At 43.3% G+C, this 25,958-nt stretch carries 21 protein-coding genes; 7 read left to right on the forward strand and 14 right to left on the reverse strand.

Translation table 11 applies throughout. The annotated features are described in order from the left end of the window. The 7 genes from H6G96_RS17990 (at window position 1) to H6G96_RS18020 (ending at window position 5,617) form a co-directional block, all read left to right on the forward strand. The gene (locus tag H6G96_RS17990; protein ID WP_190912716.1) at window positions 1-630 is read left to right on the forward strand and encodes a response regulator transcription factor; all 630 of its coding nucleotides are present in this window, start codon (window positions 1-3) and stop codon (window positions 628-630) included. A 403-nt stretch (window positions 631-1,033) separates the two neighbouring features. Next, a complete protein-coding gene (locus H6G96_RS17995) occupies window positions 1,034-1,603 on the forward strand; it encodes a DsbA family protein (protein ID WP_242063307.1) in 570 nt (189 codons plus the stop codon). Window positions 1,604-2,066: 463 nt separating this feature from the next. Further along, window positions 2,067-2,576 carry an NAD(P)-binding protein gene (locus tag H6G96_RS18000; protein ID WP_190912717.1) on the forward strand — a complete coding sequence of 170 codons (510 nt, stop codon included), beginning with the start codon at window positions 2,067-2,069 and terminating at the stop codon, window positions 2,574-2,576. A gap of 84 nt (window positions 2,577-2,660) precedes the next feature. Beyond that, window positions 2,661-3,098: a cupin domain-containing protein gene (locus H6G96_RS18005; protein WP_190912718.1), complete on the forward strand. Its 438-nt coding sequence runs from the start codon at window positions 2,661-2,663 to the stop codon at window positions 3,096-3,098. 132 nt (window positions 3,099-3,230) lie between these two features. Further along, a complete protein-coding gene (locus H6G96_RS18010; RefSeq protein ID WP_190912719.1) occupies window positions 3,231-4,334 on the forward strand; it encodes a Gfo/Idh/MocA family oxidoreductase in 1,104 nt (367 codons plus the stop codon). Window positions 4,335-4,510: 176 nt separating this feature from the next. Further along, window positions 4,511-4,990 (forward strand): nuclear transport factor 2 family protein, encoded by a 480-nt coding sequence (locus H6G96_RS18015; protein ID WP_190912720.1) that lies wholly within the window; start codon window positions 4,511-4,513, stop codon window positions 4,988-4,990. Window positions 4,991-5,212: 222 nt separating this feature from the next. Next, window positions 5,213-5,617, forward strand: a complete 405-nt coding sequence (locus H6G96_RS18020) for an isochorismatase family protein (protein ID WP_199339587.1) — start codon at window positions 5,213-5,215, stop codon at window positions 5,615-5,617. A 127-nt stretch (window positions 5,618-5,744) separates the two neighbouring features. On the opposite strand, the gene H6G96_RS18025 is transcribed toward H6G96_RS18020, so the two are convergent. The 14 genes from H6G96_RS18025 to H6G96_RS18095 all read right to left on the reverse strand — a co-directional run bounded on the left by H6G96_RS18025 (window position 5,745) and on the right by H6G96_RS18095 (window position 25,920). Continuing rightward, a complete protein-coding gene (locus H6G96_RS18025) occupies window positions 5,745-6,920 on the reverse strand; it encodes a low temperature requirement protein A (protein WP_190912721.1) in 1,176 nt (391 codons plus the stop codon). A 222-nt stretch (window positions 6,921-7,142) separates the two neighbouring features. Continuing rightward, a complete protein-coding gene (locus H6G96_RS18030; RefSeq protein ID WP_190912722.1) occupies window positions 7,143-8,603 on the reverse strand; it encodes an ATP-binding protein in 1,461 nt (486 codons plus the stop codon). 2 nt (window positions 8,604-8,605) lie between these two features. Then, window positions 8,606-10,267, reverse strand: coding sequence for an FAD-dependent oxidoreductase (locus H6G96_RS18035; RefSeq protein ID WP_190912723.1), 1,662 nt, complete (start codon window positions 10,265-10,267; stop codon window positions 8,606-8,608). Between the two features lie 281 nt (window positions 10,268-10,548). After that, window positions 10,549-12,720, reverse strand: a complete 2,172-nt coding sequence (locus tag H6G96_RS18040; RefSeq protein WP_190912724.1) for an AGE family epimerase/isomerase — start codon at window positions 12,718-12,720, stop codon at window positions 10,549-10,551. A 37-nt stretch (window positions 12,721-12,757) separates the two neighbouring features. Next, the gene (gene glgX / locus H6G96_RS18045) at window positions 12,758-14,878 is read right to left on the reverse strand and encodes a glycogen debranching protein GlgX (protein ID WP_190912725.1); all 2,121 of its coding nucleotides are present in this window, start codon (window positions 14,876-14,878) and stop codon (window positions 12,758-12,760) included. Between the two features lie 695 nt (window positions 14,879-15,573). Next, entirely contained in the window at window positions 15,574-16,365 is a 792-nt protein-coding gene (locus H6G96_RS18050; RefSeq protein WP_190912726.1) for a PEP-CTERM sorting domain-containing protein, read from the reverse strand. A gap of 123 nt (window positions 16,366-16,488) precedes the next feature. Continuing rightward, complete coding sequence (locus tag H6G96_RS18055; protein ID WP_190912727.1) at window positions 16,489-19,149, reverse strand: glucosidase; 2,661 nt, start codon at window positions 19,147-19,149, stop codon at window positions 16,489-16,491. A 96-nt stretch (window positions 19,150-19,245) separates the two neighbouring features. After that, window positions 19,246-21,246, reverse strand: a complete 2,001-nt coding sequence (locus tag H6G96_RS18060; RefSeq protein WP_190912728.1) for an amylo-alpha-1,6-glucosidase — start codon at window positions 21,244-21,246, stop codon at window positions 19,246-19,248. Window positions 21,247-21,706: 460 nt separating this feature from the next. Continuing rightward, the gene (locus tag H6G96_RS18065; protein ID WP_190912729.1) at window positions 21,707-22,480 is read right to left on the reverse strand and encodes a glucose 1-dehydrogenase; all 774 of its coding nucleotides are present in this window, start codon (window positions 22,478-22,480) and stop codon (window positions 21,707-21,709) included. An 86-nt stretch (window positions 22,481-22,566) separates the two neighbouring features. Then, window positions 22,567-23,376: an MIP/aquaporin family protein gene (locus H6G96_RS18070; protein WP_190912730.1), complete on the reverse strand. Its 810-nt coding sequence runs from the start codon at window positions 23,374-23,376 to the stop codon at window positions 22,567-22,569. A gap of 149 nt (window positions 23,377-23,525) precedes the next feature. Next, window positions 23,526-23,963, reverse strand: a complete 438-nt coding sequence (locus H6G96_RS18075; RefSeq protein WP_190912731.1) for a VOC family protein — start codon at window positions 23,961-23,963, stop codon at window positions 23,526-23,528. A gap of 37 nt (window positions 23,964-24,000) precedes the next feature. Next, window positions 24,001-24,822, reverse strand: a complete 822-nt coding sequence (locus H6G96_RS40770; protein WP_199339589.1) for a nuclear transport factor 2 family protein — start codon at window positions 24,820-24,822, stop codon at window positions 24,001-24,003. Between the two features lie 166 nt (window positions 24,823-24,988). After that, window positions 24,989-25,360, reverse strand: coding sequence for a nuclear transport factor 2 family protein (locus H6G96_RS18090; protein ID WP_190912732.1), 372 nt, complete (start codon window positions 25,358-25,360; stop codon window positions 24,989-24,991). Between the two features lie 110 nt (window positions 25,361-25,470). Further along, window positions 25,471-25,920 carry a hypothetical protein gene (locus tag H6G96_RS18095; RefSeq protein WP_190912733.1) on the reverse strand — a complete coding sequence of 150 codons (450 nt, stop codon included), beginning with the start codon at window positions 25,918-25,920 and terminating at the stop codon, window positions 25,471-25,473. Between the last annotated feature and the right edge of the window lie 38 nt (window positions 25,921-25,958).

The raw sequence follows: 25,958 nt of genomic DNA on the forward strand, positions 1-25,958 counted from the left end.
ATGAGGCAATCAATGACTATTCGTGTTCTGATTGTTGACGATCATTCCATTATCAGACAAGGATTAGCAACCATCATTAACCGCGATCCAGAAATGACGGTGATTGCTCAAGCAGAAGATGGGCAACAGGCGATAAATCACTTTTGTGATTACAAACCAGATGTAACGCTAATGGATTTACGGATGCCACAGATGGGAGGAGTTGAAGCCATTACTGCTATTTGTACTGAATTTAAATTTGCCAGAATTGTTGTGCTAACAACCTACGATAGTGATGAAGATATCTATCGCGGATTGCAGGCAGGCGCTAAAGGATATTTACTTAAGGATGCTAAACCCAACGAACTTTTGAGTGCGATTCGCACAATTCATCGCGGTCAGCAGTATATTCCACCATCCGTAGGGGCAAAACTGGTGCAGCGGATGAGCAATCCAGAACTAAGTGAGCGAGAGTTAGATGTACTTCGTTTAATGGCACAAGGAATGAGTAATTTAGAAATTAGCACTACTTTGAGTATCAGTGAAAGCACTGTTAAATCTCACGTTAATCGAATTTTAAGTAAATTAGGAGTAAATGATCGCACTCAAGCCGTAATTGTTGCAGTTAGACGAGGAATTGTCAGTTTGTAAGCAAGTTGTACTAAGGTTTGAATTTGGATTCCAACTAAAGTTGGAGTTAATCTTCCACTTATGTATGGACTGATTCATCAATCATTGTATTGTAAAAAAGTTTCAACTCTGGGTGGACTACAAACAAAAGTCAATTACATATATTGAATTCATGCAAATACAAAGAGCAATTTAGTTACTTTGCTTGAGTTTGCTTTGCACAGATCGCACAAGAAGGGGTATATGATAATCGCTTGCGATGAGCATACTTCCCCTCGGAGGTATTCAGTGAGTTATGATCATGACCACAGTTCGTTATATCATGTCCGGTTGATTGCTTATTAAACCCGAAGAACCCCACCCCGCCAAAGCTACGCTTTCTTTCCCCTCCCGAAGAGCGGGGAGGGGTTGGGGGTGGGGTGCAATGACTATGGGAATCGTAACTAATTATGCGGACATGATATTATTCGTTCCACCTTCAACACAGGATCACATACAAGGCGTGCTGGATGCAACCGTGGTGTTAGTGATGTATGGGGATTACCAATGTCAAGAGAGTGCAAACGTTTATAGGCTAATTAAAGTTATTCAGCAACAGCTTAGTGTTTTTTTAGGAGAGGATTATTTGTGCTTTATATTCCGTCATTTTCCACAAACACAGAGCCATTCTCATGCTCAACGTGCGGCTGAAGCAGCTGAAGCGGTTGGCGTGCAAGGCCAGTTTTGGCAGATGCACAACACTTTGTTTAACTATCAACAAGAGTTGGGAAACAGTTATCTTGTGGAGTATGCCAATAATTTAGGACTAAATATTCCCCAATTTCTGCAAGATATCTCCAATCAAGTACATATAGCTCGCATTCATCAAGATATCGAAAGTGGATTACACAGTGGAGTCACTGCCGCCCCAGCACTGTTTATAAATGGAATTCGATATACCAATCGCTGGAACCTTGAACAGTTGATGGCAACTATTGCCACTGCAAGTAATTAATGAGAAAGGTCAGCAATTATGCAAAGAAGAACCAGTTTTGAAAGTAAAGGTCTAAGGGACTTCCCAATAAAAAAATATACCATCACTGCGGGACGCTACGCGTAGCTTGCTTCCCCAAAGGGGTACGCTATAGAGGCAGGGGGAAAGCTCCTCACCTCGAAGCAATCTTTCTTACCCCGTTATGCCTGATTGTGGGTGAGAAGGACTTTCTTGCATCTCCCAACTTGACCGCCTCTGTCTATACGCGGGCGATGGAGCCTAAGTCTCTCATAATCTTGAAGGGCGGACACTTTGACGGTTTCCAGGGAGAGGGCTTTGAGATTGCAAGTACAACTGCCTTGGAATGGTTTGAGAAATATTTGTAGCAAGCTTAAAAGTCTTTCCAGCATTCTGAAGCAATCTGACAAGACAGAAACTTTGAGAAAAAACAAGGAAATATACAAAAAGTTCTAAGAGCTTACTTATGATTAAGAGTGAGTCTAAGACGGTAACAAAAATCCATGACTTTGATGTTGCTGTTGTAGGTGGGGGTGTGTCAGGTGCCTATTGTGCCTGGCGACTCCAGCGAACTCCAACTGAGCAACTTGGATCGGATCTCGCGCTTCTTGCCAAGCAGCACCCAAACAAGAAGCTACGCGTGGGTTTGTTTGAGTATAGCGATCGCATCGGAGAGCGTTTATTATCATTACATCTTCCTGGTGTCGATCTGCCAGTAGAGCTTGGCAGTGTGCGTTTTCTTGAAAGCCACAAGCGCGTAGTGAAGTTGGTAGAACACTTTGGGCTTAGTAAAGAAGAGCTTCCGGTGTCCGATCCCAATGGTAAACACCTTTTCTATCTCCGTGGATACCATTCCACAGCCTCCGACTGGAATCGACCAGGGTTCGATCCGCCCTATCGATTAGAAAACAGCGAACTAGTACCGATATCCTGCTTGAAGCACAACTGCATTTACAACCAATTAATGGATAACTAAGGAGGCGGCAAATAAAAGCTACATCGATGCAAAGTAGATTTTGACTGCTTAATACACACATCATTTATCAATAGGAACAATCTCATGACACAATCTCTCTGGTTTTTTGGCGCTCGCCTCAACATCATTGCCGATCACACAACAACTGGAGGTCAGTACGATCTGATCGAAGGCTACTTCCCTCCTGGATCACAGACTCCTCCCCATCGCCACACGCGCTATTCTGAACAATTATATGTGTTGGAAGGAGAAATGACGGTCTGGGCAGGTGAAAATAAGGTTGTACTGAATGCTGGTGAAAGCTTTTTGATTCCGGTTGGCACACCTCACGTTGTTGCTGCACTCAGCGATAAGCCAGCTCGCGGCTTGGTCGTTGCTTCTCCCAGTGCCTTTGCCCGGCTGATTGCAGCAGTGGGAACGCTGGATGAGACACAACCAACGGATATGGAGCTAGCTGAACGCATTACTGCTGAGATTGGTGACGAAATTCTGGGGCCGCCCGGAGCTTTACCCACCGCTTAATTCTATAAGAACATTGTAATCCTTTCAGCATTGGTCGATTTCTTAATTTGTAACAGTCGATACTTTGTTCTTCAGCGATCGCTAGAGGCTGGTGAAATCATTGGGCGCGTTGTCATTGAAATATAATCTATTATGAAAAATGGAAAAATCGGCGTTGGTATCATTGGTGTTCATCCCTCGCGCGGATGGGCTATGACCGCGCATATACCTGCGTTGCAAGCATCACCTGATTTCAAAATCGTTGCATTGACAAATTCAGATCCAACTATGGCAGAGGAAGCGGCACTCAAGTTTAATGTACCGTATGCCTTCCAACTTCACGAGGATTTGTTGGCGTGTCCAGATGTGGATTTGGTTGTCGTTACCGTCAAAGTGCCATATCACTTTGAATTGGTGAGTGCTGCAATCCGGGCTGGAAAATCAGTTTATTGCGAATGGCCTTTGGGTAACGGACTGCAAGAGGCAGTTGAACTGGAAGAACTCGCTAAAAAATACAAAGTTCATGCGGTGGTGGGATTGCAGTCTCGCACAACACCGGAGGTTAATTTTATTCGTGACTTAATTCGCGATGGTTATGTAGGCGAGGTTCTGTCCGTTTCACTTATTGGTTCAGGAATGATCGGCAAAGCAATGATTCTTGAACAATTTGCTTACACTTTAAATCCAAAGAATGGCGCTGGCATGATAAACGTTGCCTTTGCCCATGCGATCGATGCTGTGGGTTATGTGCTGAACTCTGAGTTGAGTGAGGTCATGGCAACGTTAGATAGCAGGAGAAAGACAGCGCAGGTAGTCGAAACAGGGGCGATCGTTGCGATGGAGACACCAGATCAAATTGTCATCAGTGGTAAAATGAATAGTGGCTGCATGGTTTCTGCCCATTTTCGAGGGGGTTTATCACGAGGCAGCAATTTCAGATTAGAGATTAATGGGACGCAAGGCGATCTGATTGTCACAAGTTCGCTTGGCTATCCTGGGCTTGGCGAAACTAAAGTCCAAGGCGCTCAAGGTGAAGATGCTGCTCTTCAGGATCTTGATGTCCCGCAAAAATATGTAACGGCAAATGCAGATATAGGGATAATAGCAATGACTGTTTCCAATAACTATGCCCTACTTGCCGCCGACTTTAAAAGTGGAACAAAAACAACACCGACATTTGCAGATGCCGTGATTTTGCACCGTCTCATAAATGCAGTTGAACAATCGGCTGCAACTGGTAGTAGACAACATACTTAAAATTCCTGCGAAAGATTGCTAAACATCATTCGGTAATTACAAGCATCATCATAAAAAACTAGACGGATCGAGCGAACAAACCTACAGGCAAATCATTACAATCGGACTTTTGACTGCTCGTGAGTTAGAGATGCTGTGACAGATTATAGAAAAATGCTATTCTGCACTGCCATACTATGAACAACCCCGAAAATCCTCGACTACCTCTGCCGCCTTTCGATCATGAATCTGCCATCCAAAAAGTCCGAATTGCAGAAGATGCTTGGAACACACGCAACCCTGAACGAGTATCACTTGCTTACACGTCGGATAGCGTTTGGCGCAACCGCTCAGAATTTCTATTTGGTCGTGAGGCGATTGTTCAGTTCTTGACACGCAAGTGGCACAAAGAATTGGACTACCGACTGATCAAAGAGCTTTGGGCTTTTCGGGACAACCGAATTGCTGTCCGCTTTGCTTACGAATGGCATGATGATTCTGGCAACTGGTTCCGTTCCTACGGCAATGAGAATTGGGAGTTTGACAAATATGGATTTATGCGGTGGCGTATTGCCAGCATCAACGACCTGCCAATTCACCAGAACGAGCGCAAGTATCATTGGATACTTGGTCGTCGCCCCGATGATCATCCAGGGTTGTCCGACCTCAATCTTTGAAAACCGAAGCAACACGAATATTTCTAACAAACCGCACTTATTTGGTAAACCTGGGCGGCAAAAGGGTCATCACTGGTTGTAAATAAATTTTTTACCTCTCAACAATCATACAGATCATCATGAAAAAACAAGACGGAAAAATTGCAGCCGTGACAGGGGCATCTAAAGAAATTGGTGCCTCAATCGCCCAATACTTAATAGCCAAAGGTAAGGAGAAAAATTATGAACATTAACAAAAATGACACTGCAATAGTAGTTATTGATCCGCAAAACGATGTCTTGAGCGAAACAGGGGTTTCCTGGGATTTAGTAAGGACCAGCGTCAAAGACAATAACACCATCGAGAACATTGAGGGAATCTTCAAAGCCGCGAAAGAGCATGAATTTGAGGTTTTCATCTCCCCTGACTATTACTACCTCACCGACTACGCCTGGAAATTTGCCGGAACTGTAGAACAAATGATGCTTAAATCTAAAGAGTTTGATCGTAGGGGTGTGTTGAACCTCGACGGTTTATTGGGGTCGGGTGCTGACTGGCTTGATCGCTACAAGCCCTTTATTGAGGATGGCAAAACAATCGTACTCAGTTCCCACAAAGCTTATGGCCCACAGAGCAACGATTTTTGATTGCCTACACACCATTTATGGGCAAGTTGGTAAATCAATAAAACACGTTCTGCAACATTTATTTACAACGTGTCCCAATTTACACGTATCCCGGCTGAACCCCGACGACAGTATCTCTCGGAATCATTTATAAAAAACTAGTAACCTGACGCAGCTCGAGGATAATTTGAACAACACCAACTACAGCTATAAGCCCAATCAACTTCATAGCTGATAAACCCGCGCCAGCTACAGCGAGAATTAGAATAACAGCTGCTGCCACAAAGCGATACCCGGCCCGGACTTTGCAACGTAATCTGGTGTCAGTGCTAACACCAGTAAGATAGATGATTCCAAGGGTAAAAAAGCACAGCGCCAAGCTAACGCAAATAAGCCAGCGATCAGCAGACGGCAGTACCAGACTTGTATCACTTGCTAGGGCGTGCTCCACCCCAACTCCGGTAGCGGCAATACCAATCACCAAGGGTAAGTGCATATAGACCCAAGTCTGATAAGCTCTTATGTGGCGGCAAGCACGAGCAGCCTGGATTGCTGAACCACCAAGGTTGTCAAAATACAGCCACCACAAACTAAAAGCGATACTCAAGCCAAACATGGCAGTATATGCTGATGAGAAATTCCACTGCTGCTGTGCGACACCATTAACTACTGCTAAGACTGTCTCGCCTAGCACAATTAAGGTAAATAAGCCAAAACGCTCAGGCAAGTGTGAAGCATGTGGAGCCAGTTCCACATGCACAGACTTTCCTGCTGTCAATACTATTCCAAATTCTACTGTCAGCGCTAAGATCCAAAACCCAAATCGCAGTGGCATTGGTACAAATGCCGACGCCAGCCAAACCAATGCCCCTAGTCCAGAACCGCTCGCGATTCGGGTCGTTAGTGGTCGTGCTGCAACTATATGCTTTCCAGCACGTAAGAATTCGAGGATAAGCAACACCCGAACAACAGCGTAGGAAAGGGCGAAACCAACTGAACTTTTACCCAACCCGTCGTGTACGTTCACAGCTAGTGCCGCCACTGCAAGCATTTGTAAGGCGGTCAGGAGTCGGTGTCCCAAATCATCAGTATCAAATAAATTGGCGTAGAACGTAGCTCCAATCCAAGACCACCAAACCGGCACAAAAAGCAGCAAAAAGCCAAGGAAGCCCGATAGTGAGACATCCCGATTGAGATTGTGAGCAAGCTCCGAAATCACAACCACGAAAAATAGATCAAAAAAGAGTTCCAACCACGTCGCGTGCCGTTCTTCTTCCTTACCTTCACTAATACGTAATTCAGGAGATTTCAACCATTTATTCATACCACACACTCCAATACTGCTCGCTTTGTGCATTTTCAAGCATAGAAATTGGGTTCGGGGTAAAGGTTTTTCTTTCCCCCTTCCCCTTTTCCCCAAAACCCGACAAGTATTAGTTCGCTTTCGTAATTTGGCGGGGTAAAGGTGTTTTATCCTTTTCCCTTTAACCAATCCGAAAAAGCGCATTTTTGGGTCGGCAGACTAGTATTGCCACACACTCCTTAATCAACTGTGCATAAATTGCATCGTTGTATTATCAGATGGTATAAATTGGCATTGATGGCATTCAGATATTGTTTCGGCCAAAGATATGGGCAAAATAACTTGAAAACGGGTGTTTCCTGGTTCGGAGAACAAGCGGATTTCGCCTTTATGCTTTTCAACAATTCGGTAACTAATGACTAAACCTAAACCTGTTCCCTGACCCACCCCCTTAGTGGTAAAGAACGGCTCGAATATCCGCTTTTGGATCTCTGGCGGAATGGCTGGACCGTTGTTGGCAATTTCTACTAGCACACACTTATTTTCTTGTGCTGTGCGAATCCTGATTTGTCCTCGTCCACTCATTGCATCAATCGCATTGTCAATCAGGTTCGTCCATACCTGGTTGAGTTCGCTACCATACACCGAGATTAGCGGTAAGCTTTGGTCATAATCGCGTGTTAAACTAATGCCGCCCTTGAGCTTATGACCGAGAATAGTCAGCGTACTTTCAACTCCCTGGTGTATATTCACCTCCTGCATCGGAGCCTGATCCATATAGGAGTACTCTTTAATAGCTTTGACCAGTTCGGAAATGCGCCCCGAACTTTGGTCAATTTCGTCCAACAGCTCAATTCCTGTGAGTGTAGCGTCGAGCCAAGCTAGAACTTCAGTGAGTGATTCTGGGGGTAAATGCTCCACAATGGTATCCAGGCATTGAGTATCCAGTCCTCCCCGGACTAAGGAAGAAACAATTTTCCAGCCATCAGGTACGTTGTGTAAATCCAGCCAGCCTGTCATCTCTTGCTCGTGATCGCTCTGCGCCAGTAAATCTTCTAAGTCACAGGGGGTTTCGGCACGTACAATTACTGAGTGAAGCAAGTTGTCAAGAAACAACAGTTGTTCTTTTGTCATTTGCTGGTGATTGAGTTTGAGTCCAAGGTATGGCAATTGTTGAAAGATTTTGTGCAAGTGCTTCCCACCTCGGACGACGGCTGTTGCAGGGTTGTTCAACTCGTGGGCTAGACCAGCTGCTAAAGTGCCGAGTGCAATTAGCTTTTGGTGGTGTTGTGACATAGATTCTAACATTTGCACCCGTTGCGCCGTGATGATTAAAAGGTCACGCGTAATCGACGGACAGGTTGTCAGCATTTCCCAGAAAGTATCTGTGTCCCATTTCAACATATAGCTTGGTTTCACGGCACGCACGTTGACGAGATGGTGAGGAGCATCTAAGAGAATCAACTCATGACCTGTATATGTCCCAGCACCAAAACTCATGACGTGTTTTTCTGCATTGCCGACCTTTTTGGTAAACTCAATTTCGCCTTCTATCAGCACATAGAAATAGTCTAGTGGTTCTCCCTCAATGGCTATGTATTCTCCCGAAACCAGACATAGTTGGCAGCCGTGTTCAGATAACCATTGCAATTGCTCATTTGTCAATTGTGCAAAAAGTGACACTTGACGCAAAGCATCTAACATAATTACACCTTACTTAGATATTGATGGATGAACTGAATAGCGATCGCACCCTCTCCAACGCCAGAAGCAACTCGCTTTACAGAGCCGTTACGCACATCTCCAGCCACAAATATGCCTGGTACACTGGATTCAAGCAGGAAGGGTTGGCGATCCAGCTTCCATGCCTTTGAACATCGTTTATTGGCTATCAAGCTTGGCCCAGTTAAGATAAACCCTTGTTCGTCTCTCTCGACAATCCCAGCCAACCAATCAGTGTGTGGCTTTGCGCCAATTAAAATGAACAGCAGCTTTGTGGGAATGGTTTCCTGTTCGTGGGTTTTAGTGTTAGCGATCGTAATTGCTTCTAGGTTAGTCTGGCCATGAGCCTCGACGATGTGGGATTGAAACTGTACTGTGATATTGTCTGTTGCTAAGATTTGGTCTATCAAGTACTTTGACATACTTGTAGCCAGTGAGTTGCCACGTACCAACATAGTCACATGGCGAGCATACTTAGAAATGTACACCGCAGCCTGCCCGGCTGAGTTAGCTCCGCCAACTACATAAACATCTTCATTTTGGCAGGAGAGTGCTTCCGTCATTGCCGCACCGTAGTATACACCGGCCCCAGTCACATTCTCAATGCCGGGCACATCAAGCTTGCGATATGAAACACCTGTGGCAATCAGCAATGCGTAACAGCTTAATTCTGTCCCGTCTTTCAGCTTGATGATGCGACAAGAATCTTGCAAGCGAATGTCAATTACCTCTTGAGGCGAGAGAATCTCTACCCCGAATCGTTTAGCTTGAGTAACGGCGCGGCGAGCTAATTCCGATCCAGCAATTCCTTGGGGAAAGCCTAAATAGTTCTCGATACGGGAACTCGTCCCTGCTTGCCCCCCTGGAGCCTCTTTCTCAATCAATACTGTGCGTAGGCCTTCAGACGCTCCATAGACTGCTGCTGCTAAACCAGATGGGCCAGCCCCCACGATCACCAAGTCGTAAAAGGGCATTTGGGCCTGCATCTTCAACCCGATTTTTTCAGCAATTTCGGCGTGCGTTGGCTGTATGAGATACGAACCGTCAGGGCATATTACTAGTGGCAAATGCGTGGTATTACATTGAGCATAACTAACCCACTGACGCGCTTCTTCCTCTGCCTCAATGTCCAACCACTGATAAGGCATATAGTTGCGGGACAAGAAGTCCTTAATATGATGACTTTTGGGCGACCAACGGGAGCCAATAACGCGAATACCTTCAAAGGGTGGCCGGTATGACGAAACCCAATCGTCTAATAAATCGCTAAGAACTGGGTACAGAAGATCTTGTGGCGGCTCCCACGGTTTCATAAGATAGTAATCTATCTTTGCTGTATTTATCGCAGAGATAGCAGCATCGGTGTCCGCATAAGCTGTTAGCAAAACTCGTTTTGCAGACGGGAAAATTTCCATAGCCTGTTCAAGGAACTGCACGCCCGACATTTGTGGCATCCGCTGGTCTACCACACACAGGGCAACTGTCTCGTTACGTAATTTTACCTGTTGCAATACTCTCAAAGCATTTGCACCTGAGTCGGCTCGTAGTACCCGAAAGCGATTGCCATACTCATGTCGGAGATCTCGCTCTATTACTCGTAGAACTCCGGGGTCATCGTCAACAGTAAGTAGTATAGGATTAACCAAAATTGCTCCTTTCTAGGAATGATGTTTGTAATTATTTAACTAGCCATAAAGCTGGTTTCTAGTATACAATATTACAAAAACTGACTAAATTAGGCTAAGTGTGCTGGGGAAGTTTTTCTTTCCCAGCACCCCCTGCTCCCTTTACTCCTTTTAACAAATAACTTTCCTTAACCGAACTGTATTGAGCGTAGTCCTAATAGCTTTGGATAAACCGCCGTTTCCTTGTTGGAACTATGTATCTTTTATCTAATTAGGACTACTAAAATGTCTTTTAACGCAACTTACACACTTGCCAGCTGAACAGTTTCATACTCATCCAAAACGGTTACACTATCGCAAAATGCACTCATCATCAGGAATTGTTTCACGTTCTGCGGTGCGCCGACCATGTAGAGGTCAACATCAGAACCCAGTTTTTGTTTAGCGAAAATCAGAGACCGTAGACCAGCAGTAGTAATACATTCCAGGTCTTGTAGTAGTAAGACTAGACGAGTGATTGGCTGTGCTGTAGCTTTAGCGATCGCTTCCTGAAAATGTACCACACCATTAGCATCCAATAACCCAGTTAAGGAGATTTTGGCAATACCATTACTGACTTCTAACAGGGTTGCGTCAAAAGATACTTGAGTCGGAAGAAGTCTGACTCTAACTTTCAGATCGTCTTGCGTAACTGGCAGTTTGACTGTTAGGTTTGCAGCATCAAAATCGACATATCTTTGCCCATTGATCCATACATCGCCAATCCGCACACTGCCTGGTGGTAAGATATCTGGTGCAACTCGCAGAATGTTGTCCTTAAAGCCACCTGGTTTTGGTTTAAAGTACAAATCCATTGGCTGTTTAGTAATCAGCAGATTTGTATAAACGCAAGCTAAATAGGCCAATTCAAACGAGTGATAACCGCTCATTGAGTGGCTCCCCTTGCCTCGTTCCGTTCCTAGCAAGTAGGGAATCCCATTTGACAGAACATTAAAGTAGATACCCCCAGCCACGTAATCGAGGAACCAAGCATTATAGAAAGCTGCCGCTTCACGGGCTTGGCGTTGATACTCAGATTTATCAAGTGAGCCATTCAAGATCAGGTAAGCTAAGATAGCTTGTTCTTGTTGCCACCAAGCTTTCCGGTTATGCCAGACAAAGCGGTGTACCTCTTGCCCTGGTTTTAAGGTGCGTTCGACTACATCGTACCACCCCCCACGTTGTTGGTCGCTACCGACTGCTGGCATGATTTCTGCAATCTTTTCTGCCAAAGTCACATAGTTTTCTTTTGGTTTCAGGTGGTTCATCCGCATTAAGTTCCAAGCAATTTTCAGGTTATGACCCACAACTGCTCGATTCTGCTGCCATCCCCAAGTTGTATCGTGAGTCCAGTCCTCATAAAAACGTTCTTGAACAAATGGGCTATGGTCATAATCTGGGAACCGCTTCTCAATGGTGTCGAAGGTGTACTCCAGGAAGTTTGCGTATTCTTCTTTGCCAGTCGCTAGCCAAAGATTGATCAAATAAGCTGGAGCATGATCGCCTACAGAGTTCCAGTTCTTCTTGGCGCGATTGTGGCCTAGAGTCTGAGAGTGAGGACTGAGAGTAATCGGATCGATGTGGGAGAAAAATCCTCCTTTCTCTGTTTTGTCCAAGAAATACTTGTTAAACAGATTAATCGTCAAGTCGATATCTTTGATGATCCGTGGATCGCCTGTTATCCGATAGGTTTGGGTGGGGCCAGCCAGGGCATAAATTTGCTCATAAGCTGGAATAGCATCATAATCATCTCCAAATTCTGAAGAGAATATTTTCTGCTCGCTGCCACCTGGTTTGACATCAACAGCATGATACCAATAGCAAATTCCTTCGCCTTCATCGAGAAAACGCATGTGTTGGCGGAGGTATTCAGTGCCTTTTTCCGCAGCTTCAAGATAGCGATCGTCTCCAGTCATCATGTAGGCTGTGGCAAAACCATAAACTAGACGAGAAATGGTGTCAGTTTCCTGACGAGTACTATCTTCTTTGGAACCAACTAAACCAATGCCAGTGCGATATTTTCGATAATCAATTTCGCCATCTTCAAACTGGGCTTTGAGGTAAAAATCGCCAAGGCTTCGTATCTGCTTAACCCACCAATCTGGTCTTTCAAAAAGATACTCGTTTTCTGTTCTACCCAGAAAAACTATGTGTTTAGCTTCAAACTTTTGCTCGCCTGCTTCAGGATAAAAAATGCCATATGCGAAAAGATAGCAATTTGGCACGAGCAGCGAACTTATTTGGCTAGTGCAATCAAAGAAAGGCTCATCTAAATTCCGTACTAGTTCAGCATAGGTCATTGAGGTCAATGCTACTTCAAACTTCCTGCCATCTGACGTTTTGAGATCAAAAGTACCAGAATCTCCCTTACTTGAATCAAAAGCGGTAACATATCCAGCAATCAAATCCGAAAACGAAAAGCCTACATTACTCATTGAATTAACTCCAAATTGAAAATTCATTAACTGAAAACTATTTAGAAATCAGAACAACAACGCTACGCTCTTTAACGGAATAGACATTATCTGAAACTACAGTTTCTTGCCCTGGCTCTGCAATATCTATCGGAGAAGGAAGAGCAGTATCTACGACTCTGTACCATTTTCTATCTTTAATAGAAGGAATTTCAAACTCTAGATCCTCCCAGTACATATTGAGCATGACATGAATATCTGCTTCTTCTTCAAAGCCACCGAGAGTAAATGCAATAACTCTCGCATGAGAATCGTGCCAACCTGGTTTGAACAACTTGCAGCCATGCCAAGCAATGTCTGCTAAACCGCGTTCGTTAACTTCACCAGTGAAAAAATTACTACGACGTAAAGCAGAATGGCAGTAGCACTTGCGGAAATTAATCATTAGTTTGAAGAACCTGAAAATATCAGCATTCTTCTGAGCAAGATTCCAATCTAACCAACTAATTTCGTTATCTTGGCAGTAAGCGTTGTTGTTACCCTTTTGAGTACGTCTGACTTCATCACCAGCCACAACCATTGGCACACCTTGAGAGAGCATGAGAATGGCTGCAAAATTTTTAATCTGTCGCCGACGTAATCCATCAATTTGGGGATTGTCAGTTTCTCCTTCAACCCCACAATTCCAACTCAAATTGTCATTGATGCCATCCCGATTGTTTTCACCATTCGCGTCATTGTGCTTGTGGTTGTACGAAACTAAATCATTGAGGGTAAATCCATCATGACAGCTAATGAAGTTGATGCTGTTAATTGGTAAATGTCTGCTCGATTGGTAAAGGTCAGAACTTCCAGCAATGCGCCAAGCAACTGCCCCAACCATTCCTGCATCTCCTTTAACAAAGCGCCGGATGTCATCTCGAAAACGTCCGTTCCATTCTGCCCAACGATATCCAGGGAAATCGCCAATTTGATAAAGCCCACCGGCATCCCAAGCCTCGGCAATGATTTTGGTGTCAGCTAGTGTTTCGGATGTTTCAATGTGCCAAATCACCGGCGGATGGCTCATTGGTACCCCGTCTTGGCTGCGAGATAAGATGGAGGCTTCATCAAAGCGGAAACCATCGACATGCATCTCTTTCACCCAAAATTCCAGGCAATCTACAATTAACTTTTCTACTATGGGATGGTTGCAATTGACGGTATTGCCACACCCGGAGTAGTCCATGTAGTACTGCTTATCCCAAGGCACTAGGTGATAAAAGATATCATTAAAAAGACCTTTAAAGCTGATGGTTGGGCCTTCATGGTTGCCTTCGTCGGTGTGGTTAAAGACTACATCTAGAATGACTTCAATCCCTTCTTTGTGTAAAGCCTTGACCAAATCTCGAAACTCTCTGATATGATTTCCGACATCAGGGAAAGCACAATATGAAGCTTCAGGAGCAAAGTAACTGTGGGGGTTGTATCCCCAGTAGTCTTTTAGTTCTTTACCGTTGACTTCTCGGAGAAGGTTCTTTTCGTCAAAGTCAAATATTGGCAGCAGTTCAACAGCTGTGATTCCTAACTCTTTCAGGTAAGGAATTTTCTCAATCATTGCAGAAAAAGTGCCTGGGTGTTTGCAGCCTGAAGAAGGCGATCTGGTAAATCCGCCAACGTGTACCTCATAAATTACGGTGTCGCTCATTGGGCGGTTAAGCGGGCGATCGCCTTCCCAGTCATAATTAGATGTATCAATAACTACACTACGCATAGATGTAGTCAGGTTGTCTTTTGACCCTAAAGCATCGTTGCGCTGCCAAAGAGTATTAGTGTTTCCTCTAGCATAAGGGTCAAGCAGTACCTTATTTTTATTAAAACGGTGTCCTGCTCCGTGTAAATCAGGATTCCCATTAACTCGATAAGCGTAGTGAGCGCCCGGTTTTAACCCTCTGACATAGACGTGCCAAAAGTGAAAAGTTTTATTGAATTTTGGGTTTAACTGAATAATTTGTTTTGGCTGCGGAGCATCATCACGATCAAACAGCAAGAGTTCAACAGAGGTAGCATGTTCTGAAAAGATGGAAAAGTTTACTCCATCTTTGTCTGGTATCGCACCGAAAGGGTGTGAACATCCCGATTCTAATTGGTAATCAGGTATTTCTAGTTCAACCTGATATCTATCTGTAGTTAAAGTCATTCTCTCTGTCCTTATAGCATTTAACTGGTGGGCCATTTAGCACGCTTTTAGCCATCAAAAAATTATTAATGGTCAAAGTTGTGTTAAATTACCCCTTAATTGTTGACTACAATATTGCCCTGAAGAAGGGTTACTGATTGGAAAACCTACTTATACATCTATTCAGTAATTACTGAGTCAAAATTTCGCAACTAAAGTGAAAAATTTAAATCTACTCATTTCGGTAATTTAATTGCCTGTTAAGTAGTTTATACGAATTAATTTTAATGAATGATTAATCTAGTTACAAGGGTTTAACTTTTGGATGAGGTTTGTATTATTTTGATAATAAATAAGTAATAATGTTTTCAACTATTTACAATATTTAAATTTTAGGACGCGTTAGCTCAGGCTAACGCATCCAGGCTTTATATACAATGTAGAAGGAAAATGAAAAGTTTTTACAAGTTATAATCTAATACAGTTCAGTTAAGCCTAAAACTCTTGCCAAAGTCAATTTTTTTAACGAACCGCCAAGGACGCAAAGAGAAGAAAGAAATGCTTAACTGAACCGTATTGAGTTATAATCAAGTTTTATTTGCTTTGGTAAATTAATAATCTATTACCGGATTAATAAATCATTAGTCTTTACTTGCTGTTTCTTAATACCATTTTTTCGCGTTGTTCTCTTTTTGGATTATACTAATACGATTCGGTTAAGTTTTTTTATAAGTTTTAAGCTTACGCTTCATCAGCCAGCCTATGCTACCTATTGCTAGTACACCACCAATAGCACTCGGCTCAGGAACTTGAATAGTATTCTCAACACTTAAGAAAGTTTGTCTAGTCAGACCTAAGAACAAGCTTGTACCACCGGCTACTTCAGATGCAGCGGCATAGGTAAAGGCGTTGACACCAGCAGTCAACGGATTAGATGCAATCCGTGAGCCTGTGGCAGTATTAAAGCCCGAATCAAAAATATCGGCATCGAGGATGTTTATGCTGCTACCTAAACTCGTCAGAGCTGCGTTAATCCGTGTGTTTTCCTGTTGAAAATTATTATTATCTCCTAGAAAGAAAATAGACCCGTGGTTTTCTAAGAAATCTCCTAGAGAGGCAATCTCGGCATCAGTGAAGGAATCATCTGGCAAAGGGCTGATAAATAAATCGGCACTAGAAAGTACAGCGGGAGTAATTAGATCGCTAACAATTGTAGATGTTACACCAGTAAAACTGTTGTAGAAGCTATTAATTTCAGATTCAATAGCTTCTATAGCAGTATTATCCCCGCTACTAGTACTTTGTACAATTACATTGGTTCCACCTCCCAAGATATTAGTAAAAAATTGTACATTTCCTGGATTTATCGATTGATTAGATGAAGCCACCAACGGATTCACGATATTAGCATCACCGGAGACAATAAAAGTGCCTGCGTAAGAACGTGAACCTATGCTGAATGCTAATATTACCGAGGCGGAGTAAAGCGCTCTTTTGATGAGTTGCATGATTTTTTAGAAATAGTGTGTAATGAATTAAACTGTAAAAAATAAATCTTCTTTGTCTATACTTTTGATGAATTGGGAAAAATCACGCATTTTGAAAATTAGTGATTTCCCAAAACTATCAAATTAATCTGATAACACCTGTTCTGCACATTGCTGGATTAATTTGGCGATTAAACCTGTCCAACCAGTTTGATGGCTAGCACCAATACCAGCGCCATTATCTCCATGAAAGTATTCATTGAACAGAATCAGGTCGCACCAATTCTGGTCAGTTTGGAATTTCTCTGTTCCACCATAAAAAGGTCGTCTACCAGAACTATCTGCCAGAAAAATCTGGATCAGTCTTTGAGCTAATTCAATTGATACTTCCTTAAGCGTCATCATTTGACCTGAACCGGTGGGACACTCAACTTTGAAATCGTCGCCGAAGTAGCGATAGAATTTTTGTAGGGATTCTAGTAGTAGATAATTAATCGGAAACCAAATTGGCCCGCGCCAGTTGGAGTTACCGCCAAACATTCCTGTGCTAGACTCAGCAGGTTCGTAATCTACCCGATACTCCCGACCATCTACGGTCAAAGCATAAGGATGAGACGCATGAACTTTAGAAACAGACCGAATACCATAAGGGCTGAAAAATTCTGTTGCATCTAACATTTTTTCTAAGATGCGACGGAGTTTATCTGGATAAGCGATCGCTAGCAGTCGGCGCTCACCAATTCCTTGTTTCTGCATACAAGCAATATTTCGGGTCAGATCGGGGCGATTTTTCAAAAACCATTGTGTCCGCTCTCTAAAACCTGGGAGTTGTTCTAAGGTCTCTGGTTCTAAAATGCTCACCGCACATAATGGGATTAGCCCTACTAGCGATCGCACTTTCATTGGGAATTGATGACTATCAGGTAAATGTAGAGCATCGTAGTAAAAGCCATCAGTTTCATCCCATAGCGCGATTTCAGCTTCACCAACGCCGTTCATGGCATCAGCAATGTATAAAAAATGCTCAAAAAACTTGCTGGCAATGTCTTCGTAGGTAGAATTTTCTTTGGATAACTCTAGGGCGATCGTCAGCATATTCAGAGAATACATCGCCATCCAACTTGTACCATCTGCTTGTTGCAAATATCCACCAGTTGGTAGTTGAACACTGCGATCAAAGACACCAATATTATCCATACCTAAAAAGCCACCCTGAAAGATATTTTTGCCCTCAAAATCTTTCCGGTTAACCCACCAAGTAAAGTTCAGCAGTAATTTTTGAAAGACACTCTCCAGAAATTTTTTATCCGCACGACCATAGATTTTTTGCTCAATCTGATAAACTTGCCATGCTGCCCAAGCATGAACCGGCGGATTCACATCACCAAAAGCCCATTCATAAGCAGGTAGTTGACCGTTAGGATGCATATACCACTCCCGTGTCAAGCGGCTCAGTTGCAGCTTGGCAAAATCCGGGTCAATCATGGCGAGCGGAATTACATGAAAAGCTAAATCCCAAGCCGCAAACCAAGGGTATTCCCATTTATCGGGCATGGAGATTACATCGTCGTTAAATAAATGAAACCATTCATGGTTTCTGCCATTGAGCCGTGATGCTGGCGGTCGAGGGCCAGCCGGATCGCCTTTTAGCCATTGGTCGGCTACATAGTAGTAAAATTGTTTACTCCATAGCATCCCAGCAAATGCTTGTCGCTGCACATTACGCCTGTCTTCTAACATCGGCAACGGACATATTCGCTGATAAAATTCATCCGCCTCGCGCTGGCGCTGTTGCCAAACTGTATCAAATTCAGTCCCGAATGGTGCAGTTAAATTTTGCACGTCACTTAACCGCAATCGTACTGTCTTGGTTGCGCCTGCACCGACGTGTAATTCGTAACGAGCAGCAAACTTAGTACCAATCCGATTGGGGTTGACAGCCGTTTTTTGCTCATTCACTACATAATTATTTATGCCATCTTTAACGTATGGTGAAGCATTGCTGACCCCAAATAATCTTTGATTATTAGTTTCATTTTCTGTAAAAAGTAGTTCTGGAGTTTCATTACAATACAGCCATCGAGTTGCTAAAGAAGGGTGATAAGCTTCGATGGTGCTGAGGTCAGAGTTAGATTGGCTAATTTTTAACCACGGCTTTTCTTCTTGATTACCAGTCCAAGACCAAGTGTTGCGGAACCAAAGCGTTGGTAACAAATGCAGCGTTTTTGCTTCTGGGCCTCGGTTAATCACACTGATTTCAATTAAAATGTCGTCGGGTGAAGCCTTAGCATACTCAACGAATACATCAAAATAGTGGTCTTGGTCAAATATACCTGTGTCGATTAATTCAAACTCTGAGCTTTGGCGACCTCTGCGGTGATTTTCTTCTACCAGCTGGCTGTATGGAAAAGCAGCTTGGGGATATTTATAAAGATATTTCATGTAGGAATGAGTCGGGGTGTTATCCAGGTAGAAGTAGTATTCTTTAACATCTTCCCCGTGATTTCCCTCATTCCCTGTGAGGCCGAAAAGTCTCTCTTTGAGGATTGCATCTTCACCATTCCAGAGAGCGATCGCAAAACATAGTCGCTGATGATTATCAGAAATTCCTCCAATTCCATCTTCTCCCCAGCGATAGGCGCGGGAGCGGGCATGGTCGTGGGGAAAGAATTCCCAGGCGGTACCATCAGGGCTATAGTCTTCCCGTACCGTTCCCCACTGGCGTTCGCTCAGGTAGGAACCCCATCGTTTCCAGTAGGCTGTGCGATCACGGTCTGCTGCTAATCTTGCTTCTTCTTGGGTCATAGCGATTTAGGATTTTGGATTAAAAATCTTTAGCACAAGGTTGTTTTAAGTGGCTCAAACAATACTCTTTATGCTGATTTTGGATGAATGCAAAACTTAAAATTTAGAATTCTCTGTGGTAGGTTCTGTTGCTATCCAGGCGCGAAGCACTTCTGCTACCGTCCAGGCTTGAGCAATACAACCTCGTGGGGTGAGTGGCTCATTACCATCAAAAATCTCACTGAGACTACCTACGCCGTGAGCGCGTAGATGATTAGCCATTGGCTCAAGTAGACTCCGAGCTTGTACTGGATCGTTGAAAACACGTAAGTGGGCTAAAACAAACGGCCCAATCAGCCAGCCCCAAACCGTTCCTTGATGATAAACACTATCTCGCTGAAACTGATCTCCACCGTAGTGACCTTGATATTGTGGATGGTTGGGGTCAAGACTGCGTAAACCGTGGGAGGTGAGAAGCGATCGCGCACAAGATTCCACCACACCCCGCTGTTGAACTGGAGTCAGGGGGCTTTCTGGTAATGACACAGCGAATATCTGGTTTGGTCGCAACGATTCATCATGTCCCTCAGGCCCATCTAGAACATCGTAGCAGTAACCAACTGCATCGTTCCAGAAGCGCCCAAATCCTGTATTTGCCAGCTCTTGCATCTGCTTGTATTCTTGGTAGGGCTTACCCAGCTTTCGTGCAAAGTTTGCCATAGTTCCCAAAGCATTACACCACAAAGCATTAACTTCTATGGGTTTGCCAATGCGTGGCGTAACCACCCAATCACCAATTTTGGCATCCATCCAGGTGAGTTGCACTCCTGTCTCACCTGCATAAAGTAGACCATCATTCGGGTCTAGGTGAATGTTGTAGCGCGTTCCTTGACGATGCCAATCAACAATGTCTGCTAGCACAGGAAAGAGTTCACTTAGCAACTCGTCGTCTTTTGTTGCCCCATAGTAAGCGCGAATCGCTTCAAAGTACCAGAGGGTTGCATCCACTGTATTATATTCTGGTGCTTCACCGGCATCGGGAAAGCGGTTAGGTAACATACCTTGGTCTACGTAGCGGGCAAAAGTACGTAAAATAGGGCGTGCAAGCTCTGGACGACCGACCGAGATTGTTAAACCAGGTAAGCTAATCATTGTATCTCGCCCCCAGTCACCGAACCAATGATAACCAGCAATGATTGTTTTGCCGTTGGGTTCATCAGGCAATGGGCGACTGACAATGAATTGGTCGGCAGCGAGGACTAGCTGATGCACCCAGTCTGGATCTGCTTTGGCATTGACACGGCTTTGTTTCCAGAATCCGAGCAGCTTTTGCTCAAGGGAGCGAGGTAACTTTAAGGCTACTTGGCCATCTAACTTTGGATGGATCTCTGTGCTGGCAACAAAAGTGAGTGATTCACCGGGCTGGAGGGTAGCGTCAAAGGTGGCTGCATGTAGATGATCTTCGCGATCGTCGAGTCCGCGATCGCGTTCTCTGGCTAAGTCAAATTCATAGTACCACTCGTGGGCTGGTGTTGCCTGACCGCGATCGCTTAATAGATACAATGGCACAGCTTCCCCAAAAGCAGTAACACGGACACCATATTCAATAGCATCAACGTTCATCTGCCAGCCTCGTGCATGTGTGCTACCGTGATAATCCCGATAATTTACCAGTGCTTTCAGCTTTAGCATCAGTGGTTGAGTGGCACGACGCAGGTAATATTGAAGATATGTGGTATTGCTGCCGGGTTGCATCCATATACGTTTTTCCAATAAAGCATCCGCACAAGTAAATCGCCATGTTGGTATTGTGCCTTCTAACTCGAAGGATTCAATGCGCTCATAGCCATCTGGATTAACGGCTCCACCAGCCCAGCGGCTGGCTCCAAGGGGATAATTGCGTCCGTCATACAAAACTGTTTCATCTAACTTAGCTAGTAACAGAGTTCTCATCAGTGGTGGCTTCAATGCTGCCACGAGTAATCCGTGATAGCGACGTGTAAGTATACCTGATACTGTCCCTGAAGCATAACCACCGATGCCATTAGTTACCAACCATTCTCGCCCTGCTGCCAAATCGAGAACACCACAAATTTCGCGTCCAAAGTTGATACTCATAAGTGATAGTAGGTTCTGTACTCCAGATCACAAAGACTCTAGAACGTTAGAGCCAACACAAACTAAGCTGTTTTACATCAAGGCCGCATATTTAATCTCTTTACTCTGTGTTCTCTACGCCTAATAAGGTTAAATAAATTACTTTTAAACCGTAAAGGCACAAAGAGAGCAGGGAGAAAAAACAGATTTTAGAAGTCACCTTAAAAAGGTTAGTACCGCAAGGCGGAATTCAAAACTCAAAATGAAGCTCGCGGACTCGCTCTAAGCGTTCGCGTAGGTCTCGTAGAGAAGCCATGCTGTTGGCGTTCGCGTTAGCGTCTCTGAAAGAGAAGCCTTTTATAGAGAAGGCTTTAGGCTGCGCTAACAAAATTCAAAATTCAAAATGAATACAGCATAAGCGTTTCATTGATTTAGAATGGGTGGTTTATTTACGCCTTGCGGTACTATTGTTCTAGTTTACCTATTGCTCATGATAGTTCCGGCTCAATCCCCCATCTACATAGAACGTTGCACCTGTGATGTAGTCAGCATCGGCTGAGGCTAAGAAAGAAACTATAGGTGCAATATCCTGTGGTTTACCTAAGCGACCCAAGGGAATGTTTTTTAACAGCGCTCCTAATTTTTCGGGGTCATTTAACAGCTTACTATTGATTGGTGTCTCAATTGCTCCAGGAGCCACGTTGTTAATTGTAATTCCCAGAGGGCCAAGTTCAACTGCTAGGTTACGCATCGTCATCTTTACACCGCCCTTGCTGGCACAGTAAGCAGTGAAGTGGGGAAACGCTATTTCCTCATGGGTAGAGCTAATATTGATGATTTTGCCGGTTCGCTTGGTTTCGATGAAGTGCTGCACTATCGCTTGAGTAGCGAAAAATGTCCCTTTGAGGTTGAGATTAATCACTGCATCATAGTCGGCTTCGGTGATGTTCCAGAAATCAGCATTTCGACCGTCAATACCAGCATTGTTTACTAAAATGTCTAACTTGCCAAAGTATTGAATACCCTGGTCTATAAGTTGACGGATGTCGCTAATTACACTCAAGTCAGCTTTAATAGTTAAGCCTTTGCTGCCAGCAGCTTCTACTTTCGACAAAGTTTCTTCAGCCCCTTCGGGATGAGAGCGATAATCAATCACAACATCTGCACCTTGTTCAGCCAGATGTACGGCAATAGCTTGACCAATTCCTCCACTACTACCAGTTACTAAAGCTACCTTACCTTCTAGTTTCTTCATTAGCTTTCTCCTTTTAGAGTATTTTGATGTTTTCAGGTCTTATAAAACAGGATTCAGGAGTCAGAATTCTGGATTCTTCTTTAAATCTACTGATGCTTTTGCAGATGTGGCACCTTAACATTCTTAAAAATACAACGATAATTGGGAACATGAAAAAGTTTGCCGGTCAAAACTTCACGTTCACCCATAGCTATCAGTTGAAAAACTCCCACAGCAGTTAATGCACCTAGTGGAGATGCAATACAATAAAGCCATTGATTTTGCCAAGACCATGCTACGAAAGCAGGCCCCATACTCCGTGCTGTATTCAAACTGGTACCAGAAATGGGCGCTCCCAACCAAACCATAGTTGCCACTAAAAGCCATACCATTAAAGGTGTCCAGCGCAATAGCTGATGATGACTCAAAAAGATAAAGATAGACAGCACTAACATAAATGTCATGAAAACTTCAGCTAGGAATACATACCACAAGGGATAGTTTATTCCAGGTAAAGTAATACAATAATTGACGCTGATCAGGTAATTTCCCCACAAAGCTAATGCTAAAGATGTGCCAATAATTGCGCCCAGAAATTGACCAATAATATATCCAATTAAGTCCTGTTTATGCATTTTGCCTTGCATCCAAAATGCCAATGATAAGCAGGGGTTTAGGTGCGAACCACTCAGTTTTCCTAAAGGGGAAATGCTAAATAATGCACCACTTCCAGCGAAAATGAGACCATTAATTAATAAACGAGGACTCACAGCTGGGATGAGATGCTCCATAGGCAAGCCTTTGCCAAAATTGAAGGTGATTATACTGAATCCAACCAAGAGATTGAAAGCAGTTCCCACCAACTCTGCACCATATTCAGACCAATTTAGAGTTTTCCAATTTGCAAAAGTATTCATGAGTTTATCTCTGGCGATCAACAATTAAGCTTTATACAGCAATTCCATTAAGGTTTTGAACAAAGATTAGCGACTTCATTAAGGATTTTTATGCTCAAATTGTTCATCTCCTATTAAGAAATGCTGTATATAGTTAAGTTGAAATTACCTCAATTGATCTGCAATGGTGGTGGATTATCCTGATCGACATATCCTTGGCTAATTTCAACAATATTACCATCTGGATCGGATACCCAAACCGTGCGCCACCCAGGAATAAAGCTATCAAAGTTGAGTGGTCCAAGGGTTACTTTTGCATCTTTGCCGATTTCAGCGAGTTTAGCATCAACATCATCAACCTGGAAACCAAAATGACGCCAAGCTGGATATGTGGGGCCATCTTGGTTGGCTAAAGGAACAGGGGTTTCTCCTTTTGCTTGGAAGAGTTCAAGGTACATATCACCCAATTTCAAAAAGACAATCTGCTCATTATTGCCAATGGGTGCAACTCTTGCTCGCTTAAAGCCGAAATATTTCGTGTAGAATTTTTCAGTTGCAATCGGATCTTTGCAGCTGATTGCCATTTGTGAAACTTTTAACAAAGCCATTACTTCAGTCCTTGCTGACACAAAAAAGTGAACTTAGTTACGCGTATGATCCATCGGGATACTGAATTACACCAGCAAAGTGAACAGCGATTTTGCGATCGCGCAGTACCCAGTTATCATAGAAACTTACCTCGCCAACATCGCCATTGACACTTCTGGTCTTCAAGCTTTCGACTATCATCAGCGTGTTCTCGGTTTCAGCCCACTGGTTAAGTTTGACCTCAAAATCTTCTAGACTGAAGATGCGACTTTCAAAGAACTCTTTGAGTGCTTGACGACCACGCACATAAATCGGTTTGCGGTTTTCGGTCAAGGTGCTAATAAGCAGCACATCTTCAGCATATTGGTTGAGTAAACCATCTACATTTTTCGCTTTAATGAAACCGATATGCTCTTTATAAAACTTGCCCAATGGAGATGTAGGTACTTCTGTTTTAGCTGTTTCTGCATTTACATAAGTTTTATCTGGATACTGAATTACGCCAGCAAAGTGAATAGCGATTTTTCCATTTTGCAAAAACCAGTTATCGTAGAACTCCACACTACCGACTTCACCGGTCTTACTTGTGGTGGTTAACTCCTCCACCATCATCAGCGTGTTTTCAGTTTCAGCCCACTGGTTAAGCCTGATTTCAAAATCTTCTAAACCGAAAATACGACCTTCAAAAAACTCTTTGAGTGCTTGACGACCTTGTACGTAAACTGGTTGGCGGTCTTCGGTTAAGGTGCTAATGAGCAGAGCATCATCAGCATACTGATTGAGTAAACCATCAAGATTTTTAGCTTTAATGAAACCGATATGTTCTTTATAAAGCTTGCTGATGGGAGAAACAATCAATTGTTCTATTGGTGTACTCATGGTAGTCCTATATGTAGAGGATTAAAACTGAAGGAAGTTATGGCGACGGTAGGAATGAAGGTGAGCAGAACTAAGGTGAACTCATTTGTAGTTAGGGCTAGTTTCTAACTACAAACAAGTGCGGAGTTTCCCGCCGTAGGCATCCCCTAAAATTTGTGCTATTCTATTAAACCCAAAAACCAAAATGATAAGTAATTTGTCCATTACGGATAGTCCAGGCATCGCCAACTGATACTTGACCAAGTTTGCAGTTGAATTTTGCTTGGAAAAAAATAGCGTTTTCTGCTTCTGTGAAATCTAGAGATTTGATATCTATATATTCAATTGTTCTTAAGTAGTCGTGAAAGAATGTTTTAATATTTTCACGCCCATTAATTGTGATTGGTGCAGGTGTATTCTCAAAACCATTAAAGAAGGTGATTAACACAGCATCTTCCGCATAATCCCTATCTACCATCTCATCGATTTTTCCGGCAGAAATAGTTTCGATATGTTTGTCAAAAAATTGCCGTCCGGGTGAAATTGTTGAAACTGTCATTTTGATATCTCCTGTAATTTTTAAGGAATTATAAGTATGAAGCGCCATTAACTACGCATTTATTGTCATGTGCGCTCCAAAACTTCATTTTCTTGTGGATGTCTGCAATATTAGAGTTGAGCAGACCCTTCATAGTAACTAAGCGAATCAACAATGTAGGTTGCAATTACTGGCTTACCAGTATAAGGCGATCGCTTAATAATCCAAGTTTGATAAGCATCTAAAATAATGCGTTGACTTTTGGCTGCTGGTGGATTCCATACGCTAGCTTCCCATTTGACGATGACTTGAACGCTCGCCTCGTCTCCTGAAGGCTTAACATTGACTTGCTTTAATGTATGGACTTCATCAAAGAAAATTCCGATAACGCGCTCGTACCAACCTTTAAATCCATCAAAACCATAAACTGTAGCTTCAGGAAAGCGCATTTCTAGACCTTCTTCAGCCAGTAAAGGAATATAATCTTCAAGTGGAGCGTGAACATCTAGTTTCAAATACCAGTCCGTTGCTAGTTGCTTAATTTCTAATTCGGTTAAAGGTGCTATTTTAGCTACTGTCATTGTTTTTCTCCCTTTTAATTCAGTAAAAATTCTGGTCT

The organism is Nostoc sp. FACHB-892 (assembly GCF_014698795.1).
GTDB lineage: Bacteria > Cyanobacteriota > Cyanobacteriia > Cyanobacteriales > Nostocaceae > Nostoc.

What these genes read in the sequence shown, in the direction of transcription:
- H6G96_RS18090 (WP_190912732.1), bottom strand. Translation starts at nt 25,360, where the DNA reads ATGACAGTTTCAACAATTTCACCCGGACGGCAATTTTTTGACAAACAT.
- H6G96_RS18060 (WP_190912728.1), bottom strand. Translation starts at nt 21,246, where the DNA reads ATGAGTATCAACTTTGGACGCGAAATTTGTGGTGTTCTCGATTTGGCA.
- H6G96_RS18005 (WP_190912718.1), top strand. Translation starts at nt 2,661, where the DNA reads ATGACACAATCTCTCTGGTTTTTTGGCGCTCGCCTCAACATCATTGCC.
- H6G96_RS18055 (WP_190912727.1), bottom strand. Translation starts at nt 19,149, where the DNA reads ATGACCCAAGAAGAAGCAAGATTAGCAGCAGACCGTGATCGCACAGCC.
- H6G96_RS18070 (WP_190912730.1), bottom strand. Translation starts at nt 23,376, where the DNA reads ATGAATACTTTTGCAAATTGGAAAACTCTAAATTGGTCTGAATATGGT.
- H6G96_RS18025 (WP_190912721.1), bottom strand. Translation starts at nt 6,920, where the DNA reads ATGAATAAATGGTTGAAATCTCCTGAATTACGTATTAGTGAAGGTAAG.
- H6G96_RS18030 (WP_190912722.1), bottom strand. Translation starts at nt 8,603, where the DNA reads ATGTTAGATGCTTTGCGTCAAGTGTCACTTTTTGCACAATTGACAAAT.
- H6G96_RS18010 (WP_190912719.1), top strand. Translation starts at nt 3,231, where the DNA reads ATGAAAAATGGAAAAATCGGCGTTGGTATCATTGGTGTTCATCCCTCG.
- H6G96_RS17990 (WP_190912716.1), top strand. Translation starts at nt 1, where the DNA reads ATGAGGCAATCAATGACTATTCGTGTTCTGATTGTTGACGATCATTCC.
- H6G96_RS18095 (WP_190912733.1), bottom strand. Translation starts at nt 25,920, where the DNA reads ATGACAGTAGCTAAAATAGCACCTTTAACCGAATTAGAAATTAAGCAA.
- H6G96_RS18020 (WP_199339587.1), top strand. Translation starts at nt 5,213, where the DNA reads ATGAACATTAACAAAAATGACACTGCAATAGTAGTTATTGATCCGCAA.
- H6G96_RS18050 (WP_190912726.1), bottom strand. Translation starts at nt 16,365, where the DNA reads ATGCAACTCATCAAAAGAGCGCTTTACTCCGCCTCGGTAATATTAGCA.
- H6G96_RS40770 (WP_199339589.1), bottom strand. Translation starts at nt 24,822, where the DNA reads ATGAGTACACCAATAGAACAATTGATTGTTTCTCCCATCAGCAAGCTT.
- H6G96_RS18040 (WP_190912724.1), bottom strand. Translation starts at nt 12,720, where the DNA reads ATGAGTAATGTAGGCTTTTCGTTTTCGGATTTGATTGCTGGATATGTT.
- H6G96_RS18015 (WP_190912720.1), top strand. Translation starts at nt 4,511, where the DNA reads ATGAACAACCCCGAAAATCCTCGACTACCTCTGCCGCCTTTCGATCAT.
- H6G96_RS18000 (WP_190912717.1), top strand. Translation starts at nt 2,067, where the DNA reads ATGATTAAGAGTGAGTCTAAGACGGTAACAAAAATCCATGACTTTGAT.
- H6G96_RS18075 (WP_190912731.1), bottom strand. Translation starts at nt 23,963, where the DNA reads ATGGCTTTGTTAAAAGTTTCACAAATGGCAATCAGCTGCAAAGATCCG.
- H6G96_RS17995 (WP_242063307.1), top strand. Translation starts at nt 1,034, where the DNA reads ATGACTATGGGAATCGTAACTAATTATGCGGACATGATATTATTCGTT.
- H6G96_RS18065 (WP_190912729.1), bottom strand. Translation starts at nt 22,480, where the DNA reads ATGAAGAAACTAGAAGGTAAGGTAGCTTTAGTAACTGGTAGTAGTGGA.
- glgX (WP_190912725.1), bottom strand. Translation starts at nt 14,878, where the DNA reads ATGACTTTAACTACAGATAGATATCAGGTTGAACTAGAAATACCTGAT.